Raw genomic sequence first — 17,560 nt, 5'->3', positions numbered from 1 at the left:
CCTGTTGACGCGTCATTTCCCCAGATCCATTGTCGGGAAACGGGCAAGAACGACCACCATCGAAGCGGAATTCCTGATTTTCATCAAGGAAAGCGAAGCGGAAATGACGATTGGACGATCCATGATACTCGCCTCGGTCTGCGCTGTGGCGGTGGCGATGGTCGCTGCTCCCGCAGCAAGGGCTCAGGCCGCGGGCGAGACATTGTTTCAGGACGTGCGGATATTCGACGGCAAGGGCGAAGCACTCTCGGCCCCGACATCGGTGCTGGTGCGCGGCAACCTGATCGCGGGGATCGGCGACGACCTCACCGCCGCCCCCGAGGCCACCGTGATCGATGGCGGGGGCCGGACATTGATGCCGGGCCTGATCGACGCGCATTGGCACACGATGCTGATCCGGCAAACGCCCGAGCAGATGATGTTCGGGGATGAGGGCCTCACCTACCTGCTGGCGGGTGCCGAGGCCACCGCGACCCTGATGCGCGGTTTCACGACCGTGCGCGATCTGGGCGGGCCGTCCTTTGCGCTGAAGCAGGCCATCGACATGGGGGTTGTTCCCGGCCCGCGCATCTGGCCCTCGGGCGCGATGATCACCGTGACCAGTGGTCATGGCGATTTCCGCCCACTTTCCGAACTGCCTCGCGACGGATCGAAGCCGCTTTCGCGGATCGAGGAACTGGGCGGCGCCATGGTGGTCGACAGCCCCGACCTGATGCGCCAGCGCGTGCGCGAACAGCTTATGCGGGGGGCAAGCCAGATCAAGCTGACGGCCGGGGGCGGCGTCGCCTCGCCCCACAGTCCGCTCGACGTTTCGACCTTCACGGCCGAGGAGCTGCGTGCAGCGGTCGAGGCCGCCGAGAACTGGGGCACCTATGTGACCGTCCATGCCTATACCCCGGCCGCCATCCGCCGCGCGATAGATGCCGGGGTGCGGGTCATCGAACATGCGCAGCTGATCGACGACGAAACCGCGCAATATATGGTCGAGAAGAACATCTGGCTCTCGACCCAGCCGATCCTTCAGGAGTTTTTCGGAGGCATGTTCCCACCGGGCTCGCCTCAGGACCAGAAGTCGCATGAGGTCACGGACGGCACCGACCGGCTTTACCAATTGGTGAAGAAATACAATATCAAGACCGCCTTCGGGACCGATGTGCTGTTCTCCGAGGCGATGGCGCGGCGTCAGGGCGAGATGCTGGTCTCGTTGAAGACCTGGTTCACCCCGGCCGAGATCCTGCGTCAGGCGACCTCGACCAATGCCGAGTTTCTTGGCCTTTCCGGGCTGCGCAGCCCCTATAAGGGCAAGCTCGGCGTGATCGAGGAGGGGGCCTTGGCGGATATCCTGCTGGTGAATGGCGATCCGCTTGCCAATATCGATCTGCTGGCGGATGCCGAACACAACCTGCCGCTGATCATGAAGGACGGCACCATCTTCAAGAATACGCTGGCCGAATAGGTCCGACGGGTCAAACGGAACGTCACCGCCCCGCTGGGGTGGTGACGTTCAGCTTCGCAGGGCCGCGACCGGGGATTGCCGATAGGCGAGCCATGCCGGGATGCCGGAAAGCAGGACGGCGAAGACACAGAGCGACATGAGGCGCACGCCATCCCCGGCCGCGAATTCGACTGGCAGGCCGAAGCCGTTCTGCGAGGTGAACCCGCGCGAGATCAGCTTGGCCGCGACATAGCCCAAGGCGTGACCAAGCAGGATGCCCGTCGCGATCAGCGCGAAAAGCTCGACCCAGACGATCCCGAACACGGCCGCGCGCGGGGCACCGAAGGCGCGGAGCGCGCCGATCTGCCGCCGCCTCTGGCCGACATGCATGATGGTGACAAGCAGCAGGGCGGCAGCGACCAGCGCCTGCGTCGCACCGGCGACGATCGACAGCACGCGCTTTGCATCGCCCAGCGTCGCATAGAGACTGGTCAGAACCTCGCCCGGAAACACCGCCATCGTCTGGGGATCGGCGCGGTATTCCTGCCGCAGGCGATAGGCGTCCGCGATGGTGCGCGGCTTCACGAGGATTGCCGGAACCGGAGGCGTCTCACCCGGATGCCAGTCCTCGTCCAGCGGGTCATCCGCATGGCTATGGCCGTGTTCCGCGCCCAGCCCATGAACCTCCCAGACCGAACGGATCGGGACCAGGATCGCGAGATCCCAGGCGGTGCCCGTCGGCTCCAGCTTGCCGACGACGCGATAGCTCGCCTCGTCATGGGCATGCCCGCCTTCGGTCAGCTTGCCATGGACAGGGCTGAACCCGGCGCCCGGATCGAGGGCGACGGATGCGCCGACCACAGCCTCATGCGGGCCGGTGAACATGCCCCCGGCGCGAAATCCCGTGGTCGTTTTCGCGATCAGCGTGCGGGTCGTGCCGATCACCGGATGGTCGCCGTGAAAATCGCCAAACCCGAGCGGCGCGGCCCAGTCGACGCGCGGATCCGCTGCCAGCCGCTCGAGGATTTCGCCCGGAACGAGGGGCAGGGCGGCGGGTTGCAGAAAGACCGACGAGAGGACGAGCTGCGTCTCGGACCCCGGCGCGCCGACGATCAGGTCGAATTTGTCAGCGGCCCGCGCACTGCCCAGACGCAGCGCACGTTCCTGCAACGTCACGCCGACGCCGATTGCGACGGCCAGCGTGATCAGCAGCACGATCACGGCGGCGCCGATCCGATGCCGGCGCAGGTCCGCCAGAACGAAGCGGATCATGCCGCGATCTCTTCCCGGCTGTCCGCGACGATCCTGCCCCCGGCAAGGCCGATCCTGCGCGGCATGGCGGCGATCAGCCGGGGATCATGCGAGACCACGACCAGCGTAGCGCCGGTTTCCTCGGCAAGGTCCAGAAGCAGCGCGCCGATGGCCGCGCCATTCGCGGCGTCGAGGCTGGCCGTCGGCTCATCCGCGATGATCATGCCGGGGCGGCGCAAAAGCGCGCGCGCTACCGCGACGCGCTGCATCTCGCCCCGCGACATGGTCTCGACCCGCTGATCGGGCCGGGCCAGTCCGACGCGGCCGATCAGATCCCCGGCCCGCGCCGTCAATGCGCCATCGGCCTTTCGTGCGAGGCGTGCGGGCAGCAGGACGTTTTCGCGGGCCGAGAGGCCGGGGAAAAGGTGGAAGTCCTGCATCACCAGCCCGACATGGGCGGCGCGCCAGCGATCGCGGGCGCCTTCGCCCAGTCCGGCAATGTCGGTATCGCCCCAGTTGACGCGCCCGGTCGGCGCCCTTTCAAGCCCGGTGATGATATTGATCAGCGTGGATTTTCCCGAGCCTGACGGCCCGGTAATCGCGACCCGGCTGCCAGCGGGTATCCGAAGCTCGGGGACGCTCAGCACCGGGGTGGCAAGGCCGGGATAGGTCACTTCGACCGAGGAGAGGCAAAGGGCAAGCATCAGGTCACGGCATAGCGCGCCTTGCGCAGGCGCAACTGGCTGACGAAGCCGGTCTCCGGGTCGGTCCAGGAGCCGCGCTCAAGCGTGCCCGTGACCTCGATCGTCTGGTTCGGCTGCGTGAAGGTCTGCCGCCGGTCCAGATAGACGACAAGGATATTGTCCGGCCAATCCGCGTCGCTAGAGCAGAACGGACAAAGCGCCATCGGGATTTCGGTCAGCACGAAGAACTGCGCCTCGGCCTTCAAGGGCGGGGCCATGAAGCCATTGATCCTGACGACCTGTCCCGTCGCTTCCTTGACCAAAGGCGAAAACTCCAGCCCGAGCGGGGTGAAGGCACTGTAAAGCTCGTCAAAGCTGAGACTATGAGGGGCGGCCTGCGCGGGTCTGAGTGTCGCAGCCATTGCCGCGACCGGAATTGCGGCGAGGCAGGTGCGCCGGGTCATCGAAGGCTGCGCGTATTTCATCAGGGCCCCTCCATCTGGTTCCGGGGTTCAAAAGGAAATGCCTGCCCGGATGGCCTCCGGGCAGGTTCGTTCTGCGATTACTTCTGGACGGTTCCCAGCGCGAAGGCGTCGACCAGAATCTTGTAGACGTCGGACTGTTCCATATAGCCCTTGAAGGCCTCGGCGCCGGGGCCGGTGGCCTGCAGGACGACATCATCGACCGTGTGGACGGCGGTGTCGCTGCTTTTGGGCAGGTTGCCGGTGCGCAGCACCGCGCCGGGAATGTCCTTGTAGGCCTCGTTGGCGACATACTCGCCCTTCTCGTTCTTCACCGCCGGTTCGAACGGGCCGTCCATCTTGGGACGCCAGGTCTCGTAATAGTCGGGGAAGTTGCTCGAGAACATGGCGAGGCGGCGGGTCACGTCGACCTTGTCGGGAAAGCCGTCCTTGTCCTCGTCGGTATAGTTCGGGAAACCGGCATCGTCATAGACGCCCAGCTTCGCGCGCATGTCGTCGCCCGGCTTCTCGTCGTCGATGGTGCCGACCACCGAGACGCCGTGGGTGTGGTCTCCGGTCACGACGATCAGCGTATCGGGATGGGTTTCGGCAAACTCGCGCGCGGTCGCGACCACCTGATCCAGCTCGATCGTCTCGTAGATCGAGCGGTCCCAGTCCATCGGATGCGACATCTTGTCGATCGAGGCGCCCTCGACCATCAGGAAGAAGCCGTCCTCGTTCTTCGCCAGCGTGTCGAGCGCAACCTTGGTCATCTGGACAAGGCCGGGCTGGTTCGGGAATTTCTCGGCCGTGCCCTTCTTCAGGAAATTGCGGTCAAGCGTGGTGTCCATGTTCCCGGTATGGAAAAGGCCGAGGATCTTGCCGGTATTGCTGCCGCGCGCGGCCTCCAGCTCCTCGGCGCTGGTCGCGAGCGCATAGCCCGCATCGCGGAACATCGCCACATAGTCCTTGTCATCCTTGCGCTTCGATCCCGGCACGTCTGATTTCAGGAAATAGGCCGAACCGCCGCCCAGAATGACATCGGGCTGGACCTTGTAGAACATGTCCACGATCTCGGGCTTGTCGGCGCGCTTGCGGGTATGGGCGACTACGGCGGCCGGAGTCGCGTCCTGAAGTTCCGAGGTCGAGACGACGCCGATCGACTTGTTGGTGGTGCGGCGCAGCGCCTCGGCAATGGTCTCGACCCTGGGGTCGTCGAAACTGTCGGGGGTGCGGTCGGCATAGACGCCAAGCGCGTTCACCCGCGACTTGTGGCCGGTCATATAGGCCGACATCGTATTGGCCGAGTCAGTCGCGATCGAATGGGTCGAGGAAGTGCCGATGAAGGCCATGTGATCAAGGTCATCCATGGCGAGGCGGCCATCGGCCTTGCCCTCGGTCATGCCCTTGGACATGATCCGCGCGGCGGTGCGATGCGCGACCGAAAGCCCGTCGCCGACGATGAAGATGACGTTCCGGGCCTTCGGCGCCTCGCCGGTGCCATAGACGTCCCAGGTCACGGATTTCGTCTGGTTCCCGGCCTTCACCTCGACGGTATAGGCGCCCGGCTCGGCCAGGGCGAGGTCGCGCAGGATTAGGGAGGAGCCCATCATCGCGTCATCTTCGCCCTTCTCCTCGGCGACGAACGCGGCGGGTTTTCCGAAAACCTCGGCATAGGGCTTGCCGTTCACGGTGACGGCGATGTCGCCCTCGGCCACCGTTCCGTCAAGCTCGACCTTGAAGTCGAAGGGCGAGTTCACCAGAATCGTCGCCCGGTCGAGCGGATAGATCGTGGCGGCTTGCACTGTGCCCGACAGCACCGTGCTGGCCGCAAGGGCGGCGAGAAGGGTCCGCATGTTCACCTCGTATTGGACGGCATCGCTCAGAAAGATGTCCCGCCCCCCTTAGTGGCCTTCCATTTCATTTTCTTGACAACCTCGGATGGCAGGCACCGCTTTTCGGCTGCGCGAACGGGCGAGGCGAAAGCTTTCGCGTGTCCTGCGAGATTTCTTGCACGATTGCGTGACCTTCGGCACTGTTCAGGCACGACACCCCTTCCCAGAGGCCATGATGCGTAGCGAATATCTGCCTGAAATTCGACGACTGCCCTTGGTGATGATGCTGGCGGCGACCCTGCTGACCGGCTGCTCGCGCCCGCCCGAGCTGATCGGGGTGGAAAATCCCGAAATCCCCTCGGAATCCCTCTCCCAGCTGCATCGGCACAAGATGTTCATCGCCACGACCCGGCAGGCCACGGAGGTCGTCGGCACCTTCTTCTCGGCCCAGCGGGCGCCCGAACTCGGGCTGGCCTCGGTCGTGACCACGGTGCCGCCAACGCACAAGCTGGGCGAGCTTGAGCGCCCGAAATCGCTGCCGCCCGATCCCCGGACCGAGTTCACCGTTGTCGAGCCGGTCGTCTATCGCAACGACGCCTCCTTCATCGCCGAGATCAACCGCGAGTTGGAGCGTCGGCCGCCGGGGCAGCGCCGTATCCTGCTGTTCATCCATGGCTACAACAACACCGCCAGTGACGCGATCCTGCGCCTGACCCAGTTTGTCGAGGATACCGGCTATGAGGGCGTGCCCGTCCTGATGACCTGGGCATCGGCTGCAAATGCGGTTCGCTATGTCTATGACCTGAACAGCGCGCTGATCGCACGCGGCAAGCTGAAGGAGATTTCCGACATTCTGGTTCGGACCAAGGCAGAAAGCGCCGATGTCTTTGCGCATTCCATGGGCACCTTCCTCGCGATGGAGGGGCTGGTCGATGCCCAGAAGGCCGGGACGCTGGGCAAGCGGCGCAATATCAACAACATCATCCTTGCGTCGCCCGATATCGACATCGACCTGTTCCGCACCCAGATCGAGCAGCTCTCGCCCGAGATCCGCAGCAAGATCTATCTGCTGGTGTCACAGGACGACCGCGCGCTGCTGGCCTCGCGCCGGATCGCGGGCGGGGTGCCGCGGGTGGGCGCGACCCAGGCCGCAAAGCTGGAGGGGCTGGGCGTGACGGTGATCGACCTGTCGCAGATCCACGATTCAAGCTCGGGCAGCCACTCGAAATTCGCCGGCTCGCCCGAGGTCGTTCAGCTGATCGGCGCGGGTTTGAACCGGCAGGGTGGCTTCTCGGCGGCACGGACACCGGGACTGAACGAGATCCTGTCGGGCGTGCCGATCATGATTACGGGGCGCTGACCCTGGGGCCGGGGCGCGTATTTCGCGCGCCCGGCCTTTCCTATTCCACCGGAGACCATTCGTCGGTCGGGTCGAACGCCTCGATCTTGGCGGCCTTTTCCAGCGTATCCTCGCCCAGATCGGCCTGATAGACGATACCCGGCTCGGCGACCATGAAGCTCATGATGCCGCTGTCACCATAGGCGGCGGGGTAGGCGACAAGCGCATGTCCCGCGACCATGTTCTCGCCGATCATATAGCTATAGGCCCCGCCCGGCGCCGCCGGTCCCTGCTTTTGCAGGATGCGGAAATAGTAACCTTCATAGGGTTGCGGCTCGCGGTCCTCGCCGTCGTGGTTGTAGCCGGTGAAATTGGCGCGGGCGAGGGTTTCGTCGAAGGGGCTTGGTTCCTCATCCGGGGCGTCGGCCCAATAGAGCCCGTCGCGCTTGCCGGGCGAGGAGAGGATGGAGGACGCGAATTCCATCACCCCGTCACCATCCTCGTCGGTCGCGCGGTAGTTTGCCTGGATCTCGCCGATGCGGTGCATGATGGCGATGATCTCAAGCTCGTTCCTGCCGATCCGGCGCGCCAGCACTTCCTGCCGTGCGCCTTCGGCGTCAAAGCTCCAGCCCGCATCGCTCTTGACCAGCTCGGCCGGAAAGGGCCACATCTCGCGCCCTGAAAGCAGGGTCATCCGCCCGTTCTCGGCCGGCTCAAGCCGGTGGATGGCATGGATGTCGGCCAGAAACTCACCCCATATCTGGCGGTCCTCCTCGGGATCGCCGCTTGAGACGACATCCTCGGCCTCGGGTCCGAAGATCGCGAGGACAGCGGCCTTGTCCTTGGAATCCAGCGCCGCGACAAGGGCCGCGACCGCCGCATCGGGCGTTTCGAAATACTGCGGTGCAGCCAAGGCTGGCGCGGCCGTGCCAAGCAGCAGGGCGAGGGCAGGTATGAGCCGTTTCATCTTCTTCCTCCCCGACCGCCGCCGCTGCGATGAACCATGCTGCTATGCCCGCGATGGCTTGCTGCGGAAGCCCTCGGACCAGATGGTTTCCTGAAGGCGTTGTTGCTGGACCGGCTGACCGTATGGGCCTTGGGCATCGCGTGGGCCTTCGGGCGCGAGGCCTGGCTCGCGCGCGGGGCTGCGCGCTGGCCGGCAGGCCGGGCTTGCGCCGCCTTTTGCGCGGCGGGCCGGGCCTGCCGATTGGCCGCAGGCTTGCGGTTCGCGGTGGCCTCGCTCACCCTCTTCTTCGTCTGCAGGTTTGCGGGCTTCGCGCCGGAGGTCTTGCGCGCCTCGATCTTCTGCCTCGCGGCCGCCCGGCTCGCCGGGTCCGAGATCGACCTCTGGTTCGGGCGGTTTGCGGCGCGCTCGCCGGCGGCATTGCGCAGGTTGCTGCGGTCGATCTGCGGCCGTGTGCTGTCGCCGATGCTGATGCGGTCGCCCGGTGAATTGCGGGTGCGGTCGATGTCGATCCGGTTGCCGTCGATGTTGATATCGCCCCGGTTGATCGTCCGGTCGCCGCGATTGATGGTGATATCGCCGCGATCCCAGTCGATATCGTCGTCGTGATGCCAGCCATGCCAGTCGTCATCGTCGAAAATATCGTCGAGCAGCACCGCGCTGCCCAGCAGGACGCCGCCGGTCAGCAAGATGTTGTCCCAGTTGGTATTGTCCTGATAGCCATAGTCATAGCCGTAGTGATACACTGGCTGGTTGCTGGGCACCGGGGTCGTATAGACCACGTTGCTGTCATAGGTCGGCACATAGACCACGTCCGGATCGGCGGGCGCGATCTGGATCTTGTTGTTCACCGTCTCGACCTTCTGGGCCGGGCTGTCGGCGAGGTAGCCGTTCTTCTGCGCCTCGCCCCTCAGCCGCTGGATCGAGGCGAGGACGTCATCCGTCTGCCCGACCACCGCCTCTCCGGCCTGCTCGGTCCAGTCGATATTGTCGCTCATCCGCGTGACGACCTGGGGGAAACCGGCTGCCAGTTCGCGAACGCTGTCGTCCCAGTTCTCGGACGCTGCCAGCTTGGCGCGATCCTTGTCCGAAAGGCCTTCGTTCTGTTCGACGAAATTGGCGGCCTTCACGACGTCCAGCGGAAAGGTCGTGGCGACAAGGGTGGGGGTCAGCAACTGATCCGGGAAAAGCGCCACGGGTCCGAAGAGCGTGTCCAGCTCATCCGCGGAAAGCTCGCCCTGGGCAGCGATGGCGGCCTGCATCGCGGGCGATGGGCCGGTGCCCGGCATGCCATCGGCGCAAGGAATGTTCAGCACCATCCCGACGGCAAGGTTCTCGGGCGTGCCGTTCAGCGTCGCGCGGTTCGCGTCGAGGATCAGGTCATAGCGGTCCGGGTTGCCATAGGCGCGGGCCGCGAGCCTGCTCAGCGTCTCGCCGCTGGTGACGGTATGGGGACTGCCGCAGGGCAGGCTGTCCTGTGCCAGAAGCGGCGGTGCGGTCGCGGCGACGATCAGGCCCGCAGCCAGTCCGCGGCGCATCAAGGGATGCAGTCGCCGCACGGGTATTCGAGACATCTGTGGCCTCCATCCCTGATTCCCCGCCAATATGCGGGGATTCACCAGTCGATCCTATGCCCGCGCTTGCGGTCCGAAAAGTGGTTTCAGACCTGACAGACTTGAAATCCCTCGACCTATGCCCGCCGCCTTGCGGGTCAGCCGGGAAAGCTCGCGGCGATCATCTGCGTCCAAAGGCCCGCGCCCTGCGCCTCGGCCAGTTGCCGGGCTTCGGCTGCTGCGGTTGCCGCCCGGTCGGGCAGGTTGCGGGCGCGAAGCGCCTCGGCCCGGGCCAGAAGCAGGGGTGCCCCGGCCTGCGCCTCGCCCGAAAGCGCGATCTGCGACAGATAGCGGTCGACCAGCGCTTCCGCCTCGTCGGGGCGACCGGCCAGGATCATGTCGCGGCCAAGGATGGCGGCGAAAAGTGCCTGCCAGCAGCTGAAGCCGGTGGCGGCCCAGCCCTCGAAACCCGCCTCCATCTCGGCCAGTCCGGCCACGGCCTCGCCCTCTCTGAACCGGCACCAGCCCTGCACGAAAAGCGCCATGGCCGCGAATTCGGGAAAGCCCTGTTGCAGGGCAAAGTCGCGGGCCTCGGCGCTGCCTGTCGCGGCTTCCTCGACATCGCCGCGCAGCATGGCCGTGTTGAACCGCGCCAACATGCCGAAGCCGCGGGCATGGGGAAATCCCATGCGCTGGCCAAGCGCGGCAGCCCGGCGCGCGGCATCGGCGCCGGCCGCGAAATCGCCCTGCACCGTCTTGGTCAGGCCAAGATAGAACAGGCTGAAGACGCCGAACTCCTTCAGAAAGACCGAATAAAGGTCGCGGTGAAGCTCTGGCCGATGCCGATCGACCGTGGCGCGCAGGCTGGCTTCGGCAAGGTCGTTCTTCCCCTGATGCCAGGCGACCAGCCCGCGCATCGTATGCGCCGCCATATAGGAGGCGTCATCCGGGGCTCCGGCCTCGATCGCGGCGATGGCATCGCCGATCCGCATGGCGCGGTCGAGGTCCGCGATCGCCCATGCGTGGAGCGCCGTGTTGTAGATCACCGGCACCATCGACCCCTGCAGGCCGAGCCGGTCCGAGAGTTCCATCGCTCTCGCCTGCGTCGCCCCGAAGACCGGATTGCCCGGACCGCCCGTCACCATCTGTGTCGGCCCCTGAACCGCGCGGACGCGCAGCTCCAGCCGGTCGCGTTCCTCCCCCGGCTCCAATGCCCCGATCGAGTCGAGCGCGGCCTCGAGATGGGCGAGGGCTTCGCCCGCCGCGCCGTCTCCGGCGGCCTGAAGCGCCGCGCCCAGATAACGCTCGATCGCCTCCTCAGGGCGGGCGGCGCGGGCCAGATGGCCGGCCAGAACATGTTCCGCCACTTCCATCCTGCCACCCTGGGACAGGTAGAAATCGGCGATTGCGCCGTGCAACCTCAGACGCTCGCCGCGGGCAAGGGTCGCATAGATGGCGTCGCGGATCAGCGCATGGGGGAAGGCCAGTTCAAGCCCCTCGCTCGCGCCGCCATGCCGCGCGATGATCTTCTGCTCCTCCAGTGCGGCGATATGGCCGCCCGCCTCGCCGTCGGAGTTGATGGCCTCGACCAGCCCGGCGCGGAAGGTGCGTCCGATGGCCGAACCGGCCTGCGCAAAGCGCCGCGCGCGACGGTCGAGGCGGTCGAGCTTGCCTTGCACCAGCCCGCCGATGGTCAACGGAACCGCAGCCTCGCGCAGGCCGTCCGGTCCCGCGGAGGCCAGCATCTCGCCATATTCCTCGATATAGAGGGGCACGCCGTCGGACTTCTCGAGGAGCAGGGCGAAGTGCCGGTCGCTGAGTCTCGCCTCGCCAAGGGCCTTGCGGGCGAGGGTCCGGGCATCCTCATCGGTCAGACGGTCGAGCGCGATCAGCCCCGCCGCGCCCGCGATGCCGTCGCCATAAGGCGCCTCGCGCCGCGTCGTCACCAGAACCAGCGCCGGATGCGAGGCGACGGTCTGGAGGACGCAATGCAGCAATTGCGCCGAGCTGGGGTCGAGCCAATGGGCGTCCTCGAACACCATGACCATCACGCCGCGGTTCGAGGCGGTGCGAAAGATCATCCGGCACAAAAGCTCAAGGCTGCGCTGGCGACGCAGCGAGACCGAGTCGCTGCGATCGACCTCCATCCCCGCCCCCAAGGGAGACAGCAGATCCAGAAGCAGCGCCAGATCCTCGCCCTCGGTGCCCCAGACCGTGCTGAAGAGGCGCGCCAGCTTGGCATGGCGCGCGCCGGTGTCGTCGCTGGCCCCCACGCCCGAGATCCATTCCAGATAGTGCCGGATCGGATAAAGCGGCGTGTCGCGCTGTTCGGGCGAGCATTGCAGCACGAAACTGGTGACGGAACGCAGGGCATCGGATTCCAGGAACTCGGCCACCAGACCGGATTTCCCGACGCCCGGATCGGCACTGACGACGACCACCCGCCCTTGCCCACGGCGCGCCGCCTCGAAATGCTGGCCAAGTGTCCGCATCTCGGCATCGCGGCCGATCAGGCCATGCGTGCGGCGCCCGCGGAGCGCCGCGTAACGCGTGGTGATGCCCGCGCGCCGCCGGTCGACGCGCCAGATCTCATGTTCGCCCTTCAGGCCCTTCAGCGGATGGCGGCCGAGGCTGCGAAGCTGGAACAGCTCGCCGATCATGCGGCGGGTGTCGTCGCAGATCAGGATGGTCCCCGGCTCGGCCATGGTTTCCAGCCGCGCGGCCTTGTTGATGCAGGTGCCGACCGCCTGCGCGCCGAAATCGCTGCTGTCGGGGTAGATCAAGGCCGAGCCCGTGGCCAGCCCGATGCGCGATTGCGCCGCCACGCCGGCCGTTTCGGCCTGTGTCGCCAAGGCCGTCAGGATGTCCAGCGCCGCATCGACGGCGCGCGTGGCGTCGTCCTCGTCGCCATGGGGATAGCCGAAATAGGCAAGGATGCCGTCGCCCTGATATTGGGCGACCGTGCCGTTATGCTTGCGGATGGCATGGTTGCAAAGCCCGTGGAACGAGCGGAGCAGATCGGAATAGGCCTCGGGCCCCAGCGCCTCGATATGGTCGGTCGACCCGACCAAATCCGCGAAAAGGACCGAGATTCCCCGGTGTTCGGATGGCATGTGACCGGCCGCCTCCCCCTCCTTTCCCTGAGCGTTCGAGGCTTTCAGGCTAGTGGACATCGAATTTTTCTTCCACGAAGGTATCGTTGCCGATCGCTGCGTTGAAATTGCTGAGCGCGAACATGATCGCCATGTCGTAGTCGAGGGCGTGGCCGCCGATATTGCCCGACATCGGCTTGTCCCCGCGCCGGTTCTGAAACCACCGCGCCCAGTCCCGCGAGCCGGGATCATACAGCAGGAACGGATCCCCATCATGTGGGAAATGCTGGTTGGGCGAGGGGTAGAGGTTGGCGGTGAACGGAAACTCCGACGCGCCATGGCAGCTGAGGCAGGACGACGCGCGCAGGTGGTGCGGGCCGGTGAAGCGCTGGCCCGAGGGCGTCAGTACATTGTGGCGGGTGGCGACATCCATCGGGCCGGCCAGCCGCATCCCCCAGCCCAGCGTATTGCGCACGAAGGCCGGTGCGGCCGGGTTGACCCAGGTTTCCTTCAGCGCCTCGTTGATTTCGGCATCGGTCGGGTCGGGATCGCCGCCCGTCGGGTCCGAGGCCAGTTCGGGGTCGTTGCCCCACATGATGCCCAGAGGCACGAACCGCTCCCACGCGGTCGCGCCATTGCTGGAGGAGTCGTAGACGAAGCCCAGAAAGACCCACCCGGTCTCGGGTGCCGCGACCGTGTCCTTGATCTTGATCGAAAGCTGCATCGGATGGGCGTCGATGACCTCGGCCTTCAGCGGTCCGTGGGGCTGCATCTGCTGCGCGATTGAGGGGCGATAGACCTTCCAGGTCGCGGCGCGGTCAAGGACGGACCATGCGGAATCCGGCATCGGCACCGCCTCGGCCTTCACGACGATCGACCCTTCGGGGAACTGGACCAGATCCGGCCTTGGGGCATAGATGTTGCCGAAGACCTGCCCCAGCATCGCGGCGGCTGTCGCGTCGTAATAGATGACTGCGTGGTTCTGGACCGGGCTTGAGGGCGTAAACGGTGGCAGGAAGGTCGCGGCGGGCATGATCTGCCCTGTATAGGTGTTCATCAGCGCCTCGCGCCCCGAGGTCGGATCGGTCGCGCCATTCGCGCCGGGCGAGCCTTGTCCCGACCAGACCAGATCATACCAGCCCGCCGCCACCGGATCCCATTTTTCGGGATTATCCACGATGGTGCGGAAGCTTGGCGTGATATGTTCGAAAAGCGCGCGGGCATAGGCCTCGGCCGTGGCCTTGGTCAGCCGCCCGCCGGTCCCGCCGCCCGGAACCCATCCATTGTCCACCGGAGCGTCGGGATAGTCGAGATTGGCCACGACGAAATGGCCCGAATAGACCTCGGCATCGGGATAGAGGCCGTTGTTGGAGGCCATGGGGTCGATGCCCTGCGCCCATCCCGCCCCGGCAATCGCGAATGTCGCAGCGAGCGTCGCCAGAACCCCGGTCCGCGTGCGGCGTTGCGTCCTGATACCGTGCATGAGAAATCCTTCATCCTAGAATTTCCGAACGACATTCCAACCTTAGGGGGACACGTCTTTGGTGAGAGGTTGCGAGTCCTTTCGCCTGCAAGCAAGAGATTTCCGTTTCGTCACCGGGGATTGCGATGAAATTTCGGGTCAGGCCGCAGCGATGGGTATGACCATCGGGCGGATTGCCTGCGGAGAGACGCGCTAGCGGAGCTGGCGGCGCAACGAGCCAGCAAGCCTCAGCGAACTGCCGCAGGATCACCGACGGCTGAGAACGACTCCGGTCAGGATCAGCGCAATACCCGCGAGTTGCATCCAAAGGATGGCGTCCTGCCCTCGGACGAGGTCGAGCAGCACTCCCGAAAGCATCTGTCCCGCCACCAGCAACCCGCCCGTCATCGCAGCCCCGAGGCGCGGGACCAGCCAGCTGCCGCTTGCCACGAAGGCAACGCCAAGGGCGCCGCCGATCCAGGCCAGCCATGGTGCCGTGGCCGCGCCCGCGGGCCAGAAGCTGCCGGCAAGAATGGTCACCACCGCCAGTGCCGCACAGCCGATGAGGTGGTTCCAGAATGAGGATTGCAGAGCCGATGTATCGACCGCAAGCCGCCCGTTGATCTGGCGCGACAATGTCACCAGTGCGCCGCCGAGAAAGGCGAGCAGGATCATCGCGCTCATGCTGCCGATCCCCGTGCGAGGATGATGAGCAGCGCCCCGGCGATGATGGCCAGCAATGCCATGAGATCCCGCCTGCGCAGCCGCCGCCTTTCCAGTCCCATCGCCCCGAGCAGATCGAAGATCAGCGCCAGCACCACCTGTCCGGCAAGACCTATGGCCAGCGTTCCCGTCAGTGCCAGCGCCGAGTTGGCGCTGGCCGAGGTCAGCATCACCGTCAGCGCGCCAGAGAGGCCCCCGAGATAGGCCCAGACCGGCACGCGGTTCCGGCGAGGCAGCGCATGTGACGCGCCCCGCCGAAGCCAGAGCGCGCCGAGGGCCAGGGCGGCAACGATGCTCCCCACCGCATGTGCGGTCAGCGACGAGAACAGCGGCGTGGTATGCGCCGCCATGGTGCTGTTCGACAGCAGCATCAATGTCAGCAACCCACCCGTGCCAAGGGCAGCCAAGATCTCGAGGGGGCGGGCCGGGGCCGGGCCGTCCGGCGCGGGCAGGCGTTCGTCCGGCACATCCATCTCCTCGCGATTGGGCGGGTTAGAACTTGGCCAATTCCGACCCGAAGGCAACCATCATCTTCATCCGATGCGGCGCAAAATCGGCTTCCATCTGCGGCGGGTGGCATCGACATTCGGCGACACCTTCTGTGGGCGGCGTTTCCCGGTACCGTGCCTTCGCCATGCTGGATCCGCGACTTGACGATCCCGTGACCGTCCAGAACCCGTGCGCATGGCGTCGCGTTGGGAGGCAGACAAGCGAATGGAGTAGCGATATGTTTGTGAAAGGAATGCTGACCGCGACGGTGCTGACGGCAGGTATTGGCAGCTATGCACTGGCGCAGACAAGCTCTGAAATCGTGACCGGGGGCGGGCAGACCGTCGTGGTCCCCGAGGCGGCCACGGAATCGAAAGGTGTCTCGCCGATCGGGACTCAGGTCGTTTCCGAATACCCGGCCTTCAACCAGACCATGAACAATGAGACCATCGCGAGCACATTGGTCGCGCAGGGGTTCGAGAATATCCATATCCTGCGGGAAGGCTCGCTGATGACGATCACCGGGACGCGCGGGAATGACGACATCAACCTCGTCTATAACCTCGTCGAGGGCCGCCTCATCAAGGTGAATGGTGAGCGCATCCTGAGTGCGGAGGAGCAGTCGTCCGGCAGTTCGGGCGATGCAGCCTCCTCGCCGCCTTCGGCGGCTCCCGGTGGAGTATCCGATGACCCCGCCGACGACGCGGACGGCGATGACGCTACCGATGATGCCGACGGTGGCTCCGATGATGCGACCGACGACGGCGGAATGGGCGATACCGGCACCGATGACGGGGCAGGCAGCGACGCCGGGGATACCAGCGACGATGGCGCCGGTGGTAGCGACACCGGTAGCGGCGATGCAGGCGGCGGTTCGGACACCGGCGGCGGCTCCGAAAGCGATGGCGGCGCCGACTCGGATAGCAGCAGCGGTTGATCCTGCACTCCGGCTGGAGGGATCAGGAGGGGCCGGGACGTGAAACCCGGCCCCGGCCTGTTCGTGAGCCAGGCTGTTCATTTTTGAACCCAGGCTAAGGGTATTGGCTTAGCCCCGCGGCTCTGTCCGCGGGTTGCGTTATCTGTGGGGGCGTCTCCGGTTCCACTGCGCGGAAAACCCAGCGGAGCGCAAAGCTTGCTGGAAAGGCAATGACATACTAGTATCCGACGGGCGCCTGAAACGAGAGAACCCCAATGGCCGACCCCCATCCACGTGGCTTTTTGACCGAGCGGATCATCGAGCGTTTGCGCAGTGCCATCATGGAGGGCGAGTTGCAATTGGGCGAACTCCTGTCCGAGGACAAGCTCGCCCTCAGCCTCGGTGTCAGCCGCAGCCCCGTCCGCAAGGCCTTCGCGGCGTTGGAGCAGCAAGGCCTGATCGTGGTGAGGCCCCAGCGCGGCAGCTTCGTTTTCTGGCCCACGGCGCGGGACATTGATGATCTTGCGCAGTTCCGCCGGCTGATCGAGGTGGAGATGCTGCGCCTCGCCTTTCGCGACAAGCGCGGCGTCACCCTCGCCGCGATGAAACATGCGGCCCAGACCATGCATCATGCGTTGGGAACCGGCGATACGCTGGGCGCGGCGCGGGCCGACATGGCCTATCACGACGCGATGCTTGAGAATTGCGACAATTCCTATCTGCTGGACGCCTATCGCATGGTTGCGGGCAAGGTCGCGGCGCTGCGCTCGCATCGGGCGGTGTCGCCCACTCAACTCCGCGCCAGCGCCGAGCATTTCCTGATCATCGAGATGCTCGAGCGCGGCGATCTGTCCGGGGCCAGCGACCTTCTGGGCGAACATATCCTGAAAATGGCGGACCGCTTCAAGGAAGAGCTTCCCATCGAGCGGCGGCCCGGTCGCGGTCCGGTGCTGGATCGCATCGGACCGCTGGAGGATTGATCACCCGGCAGATGCCGTCAGGAAGCGCCGGGTGAAATCCATCCCCTTCTGCGCCTTCTGGACGAAACCCAGCCCCTGATCGGCGCTATTCGGGGTTTCGACGCTGATCGCCACATCGGCGGGCAGAACCTGCATCAACTCGCGCAGCCACAACGCGCCGGTGCCCGGTTGCAGCCGTCCCGTCCGCGCTTCCGCGATGCAGGCGTCATTGTCGACCGGCATGGCGGCAGCGGCATCGCAAAGTTGCAGATAGAGGATCAGTTCCGGCGGCAGGGCGCCCACCTGCTCGGGCGACCCGCCCGAGCGTGACAGGTGCAGCGCATCCAACAGGATGCCGACATTCCCGGCCCCGAGAGCCGCGCCAGTTCGGCCGCGTT

At 65.7% G+C, this 17,560-nt stretch carries 14 protein-coding genes and 1 pseudogene; 4 read left to right on the top strand and 11 right to left on the bottom strand.

Annotated elements, in window-relative coordinates; all coding sequences use genetic code 11:
- Window positions 1-103 precede the first annotated feature (103 nt).
- Window positions 104-1,456 (top strand): amidohydrolase family protein, encoded by a 1,353-nt coding sequence (locus VNQ78_RS14040; protein ID WP_325690811.1) that lies wholly within the window; start codon window positions 104-106, stop codon window positions 1,454-1,456.
- Between the two features lie 48 nt (window positions 1,457-1,504).
- Here VNQ78_RS14040 and VNQ78_RS14035 read toward each other — a convergent pair whose 3' ends face one another.
- The 4 genes from VNQ78_RS14035 to VNQ78_RS14020 form a co-directional block, all read right to left on the bottom strand.
- Complete coding sequence (locus VNQ78_RS14035; RefSeq protein WP_325690809.1) at window positions 1,505-2,707, bottom strand: ABC transporter permease; 1,203 nt, start codon at window positions 2,705-2,707, stop codon at window positions 1,505-1,507.
- Window positions 2,704-3,390: an ABC transporter ATP-binding protein gene (locus VNQ78_RS14030; protein WP_325690807.1), complete on the bottom strand. Its 687-nt coding sequence runs from the start codon at window positions 3,388-3,390 to the stop codon at window positions 2,704-2,706. The genes VNQ78_RS14035 and VNQ78_RS14030 overlap by 4 nt, the downstream gene beginning before the upstream one ends.
- A complete protein-coding gene (locus tag VNQ78_RS14025; RefSeq protein WP_325690805.1) occupies window positions 3,390-3,854 on the bottom strand; it encodes a hypothetical protein in 465 nt (154 codons plus the stop codon). The genes VNQ78_RS14030 and VNQ78_RS14025 overlap by 1 nt, the downstream gene beginning before the upstream one ends.
- A 77-nt stretch (window positions 3,855-3,931) precedes the next feature.
- Window positions 3,932-5,686, bottom strand: a complete 1,755-nt coding sequence (locus VNQ78_RS14020; RefSeq protein WP_325690803.1) for an alkaline phosphatase — start codon at window positions 5,684-5,686, stop codon at window positions 3,932-3,934.
- A gap of 214 nt (window positions 5,687-5,900) precedes the next feature.
- Here VNQ78_RS14020 and VNQ78_RS14015 point away from each other — a divergent pair, with 214 nt between their 5' ends.
- Window positions 5,901-7,025, top strand: coding sequence for an alpha/beta hydrolase (locus VNQ78_RS14015; protein ID WP_325690801.1), 1,125 nt, complete (start codon window positions 5,901-5,903; stop codon window positions 7,023-7,025).
- A 40-nt stretch (window positions 7,026-7,065) separates the two neighbouring features.
- Here the strand turns inward: VNQ78_RS14015 and VNQ78_RS14010 are convergent, their stop codons facing one another.
- The 6 genes from VNQ78_RS14010 to VNQ78_RS13985 all read right to left on the bottom strand — a co-directional run bounded on the left by VNQ78_RS14010 (window position 7,066) and on the right by VNQ78_RS13985 (window position 15,265).
- Window positions 7,066-7,971, bottom strand: coding sequence for a DUF2950 family protein (locus VNQ78_RS14010; RefSeq protein ID WP_325690799.1), 906 nt, complete (start codon window positions 7,969-7,971; stop codon window positions 7,066-7,068).
- Window positions 7,968-9,542, bottom strand: coding sequence for a DUF3300 domain-containing protein (locus VNQ78_RS14005; protein WP_325690797.1), 1,575 nt, complete (start codon window positions 9,540-9,542; stop codon window positions 7,968-7,970). Before VNQ78_RS14005 ends, VNQ78_RS14010 begins: the two co-directional genes overlap by 4 nt.
- Window positions 9,543-9,679: 137 nt before the next feature.
- Window positions 9,680-12,634 carry an ATP-binding protein gene (locus tag VNQ78_RS14000; RefSeq protein ID WP_325690795.1) on the bottom strand — a complete coding sequence of 985 codons (2,955 nt, stop codon included), beginning with the start codon at window positions 12,632-12,634 and terminating at the stop codon, window positions 9,680-9,682.
- A gap of 49 nt (window positions 12,635-12,683) precedes the next feature.
- Window positions 12,684-14,096 carry a hypothetical protein gene (locus tag VNQ78_RS13995; RefSeq protein ID WP_325690793.1) on the bottom strand — a complete coding sequence of 471 codons (1,413 nt, stop codon included), beginning with the start codon at window positions 14,094-14,096 and terminating at the stop codon, window positions 12,684-12,686.
- Between the two features lie 246 nt (window positions 14,097-14,342).
- Window positions 14,343-14,759 (bottom strand): DMT family transporter, encoded by a 417-nt coding sequence (locus tag VNQ78_RS13990; protein WP_325690791.1) that lies wholly within the window; start codon window positions 14,757-14,759, stop codon window positions 14,343-14,345.
- Window positions 14,756-15,265 carry a DMT family transporter gene (locus VNQ78_RS13985; RefSeq protein ID WP_325690789.1) on the bottom strand — a complete coding sequence of 170 codons (510 nt, stop codon included), beginning with the start codon at window positions 15,263-15,265 and terminating at the stop codon, window positions 14,756-14,758. The genes VNQ78_RS13990 and VNQ78_RS13985 overlap by 4 nt, the downstream gene beginning before the upstream one ends.
- 32 nt (window positions 15,266-15,297) lie before the next feature.
- Here VNQ78_RS13985 and VNQ78_RS13980 point away from each other — a divergent pair, with 32 nt between their 5' ends.
- Both VNQ78_RS13980 and VNQ78_RS13975 read left to right on the top strand, forming a co-directional pair.
- Window positions 15,298-16,224: a hypothetical protein gene (locus VNQ78_RS13980; protein ID WP_325690787.1), complete on the top strand. Its 927-nt coding sequence runs from the start codon at window positions 15,298-15,300 to the stop codon at window positions 16,222-16,224.
- Between the two features lie 254 nt (window positions 16,225-16,478).
- The gene (locus tag VNQ78_RS13975) at window positions 16,479-17,183 is read left to right on the top strand and encodes a GntR family transcriptional regulator (RefSeq protein ID WP_325690785.1); all 705 of its coding nucleotides are present in this window, start codon (window positions 16,479-16,481) and stop codon (window positions 17,181-17,183) included.
- On the opposite strand, the pseudogene VNQ78_RS13970 reads toward VNQ78_RS13975, so the two are convergent.
- Window positions 17,184-17,560 (bottom strand): annotated as a pseudogene (locus VNQ78_RS13970) (hypothetical protein); the annotation flags it as partial.

Source organism: Paracoccus sp. (in: a-proteobacteria) (assembly GCF_035556475.1).
Lineage (GTDB): Bacteria > Pseudomonadota > Alphaproteobacteria > Rhodobacterales > Rhodobacteraceae > Paracoccus.
The sequence above is the reverse complement of the archived record's forward strand: the minus strand, read 5'-3'. Positions and strand labels throughout refer to the sequence as shown.

Excerpts from the sequence above, each read along its gene's own strand:
- VNQ78_RS14040 (WP_325690811.1), top strand. The coding sequence starts at position 104 with ATGACGATTGGACGATCCATGATACTCGCCTCGGTCTGCGCTGTGGCG.
- VNQ78_RS14035 (WP_325690809.1), bottom strand. The coding sequence starts at position 2,707 with ATGATCCGCTTCGTTCTGGCGGACCTGCGCCGGCATCGGATCGGCGCC.
- VNQ78_RS14030 (WP_325690807.1), bottom strand. The coding sequence starts at position 3,390 with ATGCTTGCCCTTTGCCTCTCCTCGGTCGAAGTGACCTATCCCGGCCTT.
- VNQ78_RS14025 (WP_325690805.1), bottom strand. The coding sequence starts at position 3,854 with ATGAAATACGCGCAGCCTTCGATGACCCGGCGCACCTGCCTCGCCGCA.
- VNQ78_RS14020 (WP_325690803.1), bottom strand. The coding sequence starts at position 5,686 with ATGCGGACCCTTCTCGCCGCCCTTGCGGCCAGCACGGTGCTGTCGGGC.
- VNQ78_RS14015 (WP_325690801.1), top strand. The coding sequence starts at position 5,901 with ATGCGTAGCGAATATCTGCCTGAAATTCGACGACTGCCCTTGGTGATG.
- VNQ78_RS14010 (WP_325690799.1), bottom strand. The coding sequence starts at position 7,971 with ATGAAACGGCTCATACCTGCCCTCGCCCTGCTGCTTGGCACGGCCGCG.
- VNQ78_RS14005 (WP_325690797.1), bottom strand. The coding sequence starts at position 9,542 with ATGTCTCGAATACCCGTGCGGCGACTGCATCCCTTGATGCGCCGCGGA.
- VNQ78_RS14000 (WP_325690795.1), bottom strand. The coding sequence starts at position 12,634 with ATGCCATCCGAACACCGGGGAATCTCGGTCCTTTTCGCGGATTTGGTC.
- VNQ78_RS13995 (WP_325690793.1), bottom strand. The coding sequence starts at position 14,096 with ATGCACGGTATCAGGACGCAACGCCGCACGCGGACCGGGGTTCTGGCG.
- VNQ78_RS13990 (WP_325690791.1), bottom strand. The coding sequence starts at position 14,759 with ATGAGCGCGATGATCCTGCTCGCCTTTCTCGGCGGCGCACTGGTGACA.
- VNQ78_RS13975 (WP_325690785.1), top strand. The coding sequence starts at position 16,479 with ATGGCCGACCCCCATCCACGTGGCTTTTTGACCGAGCGGATCATCGAG.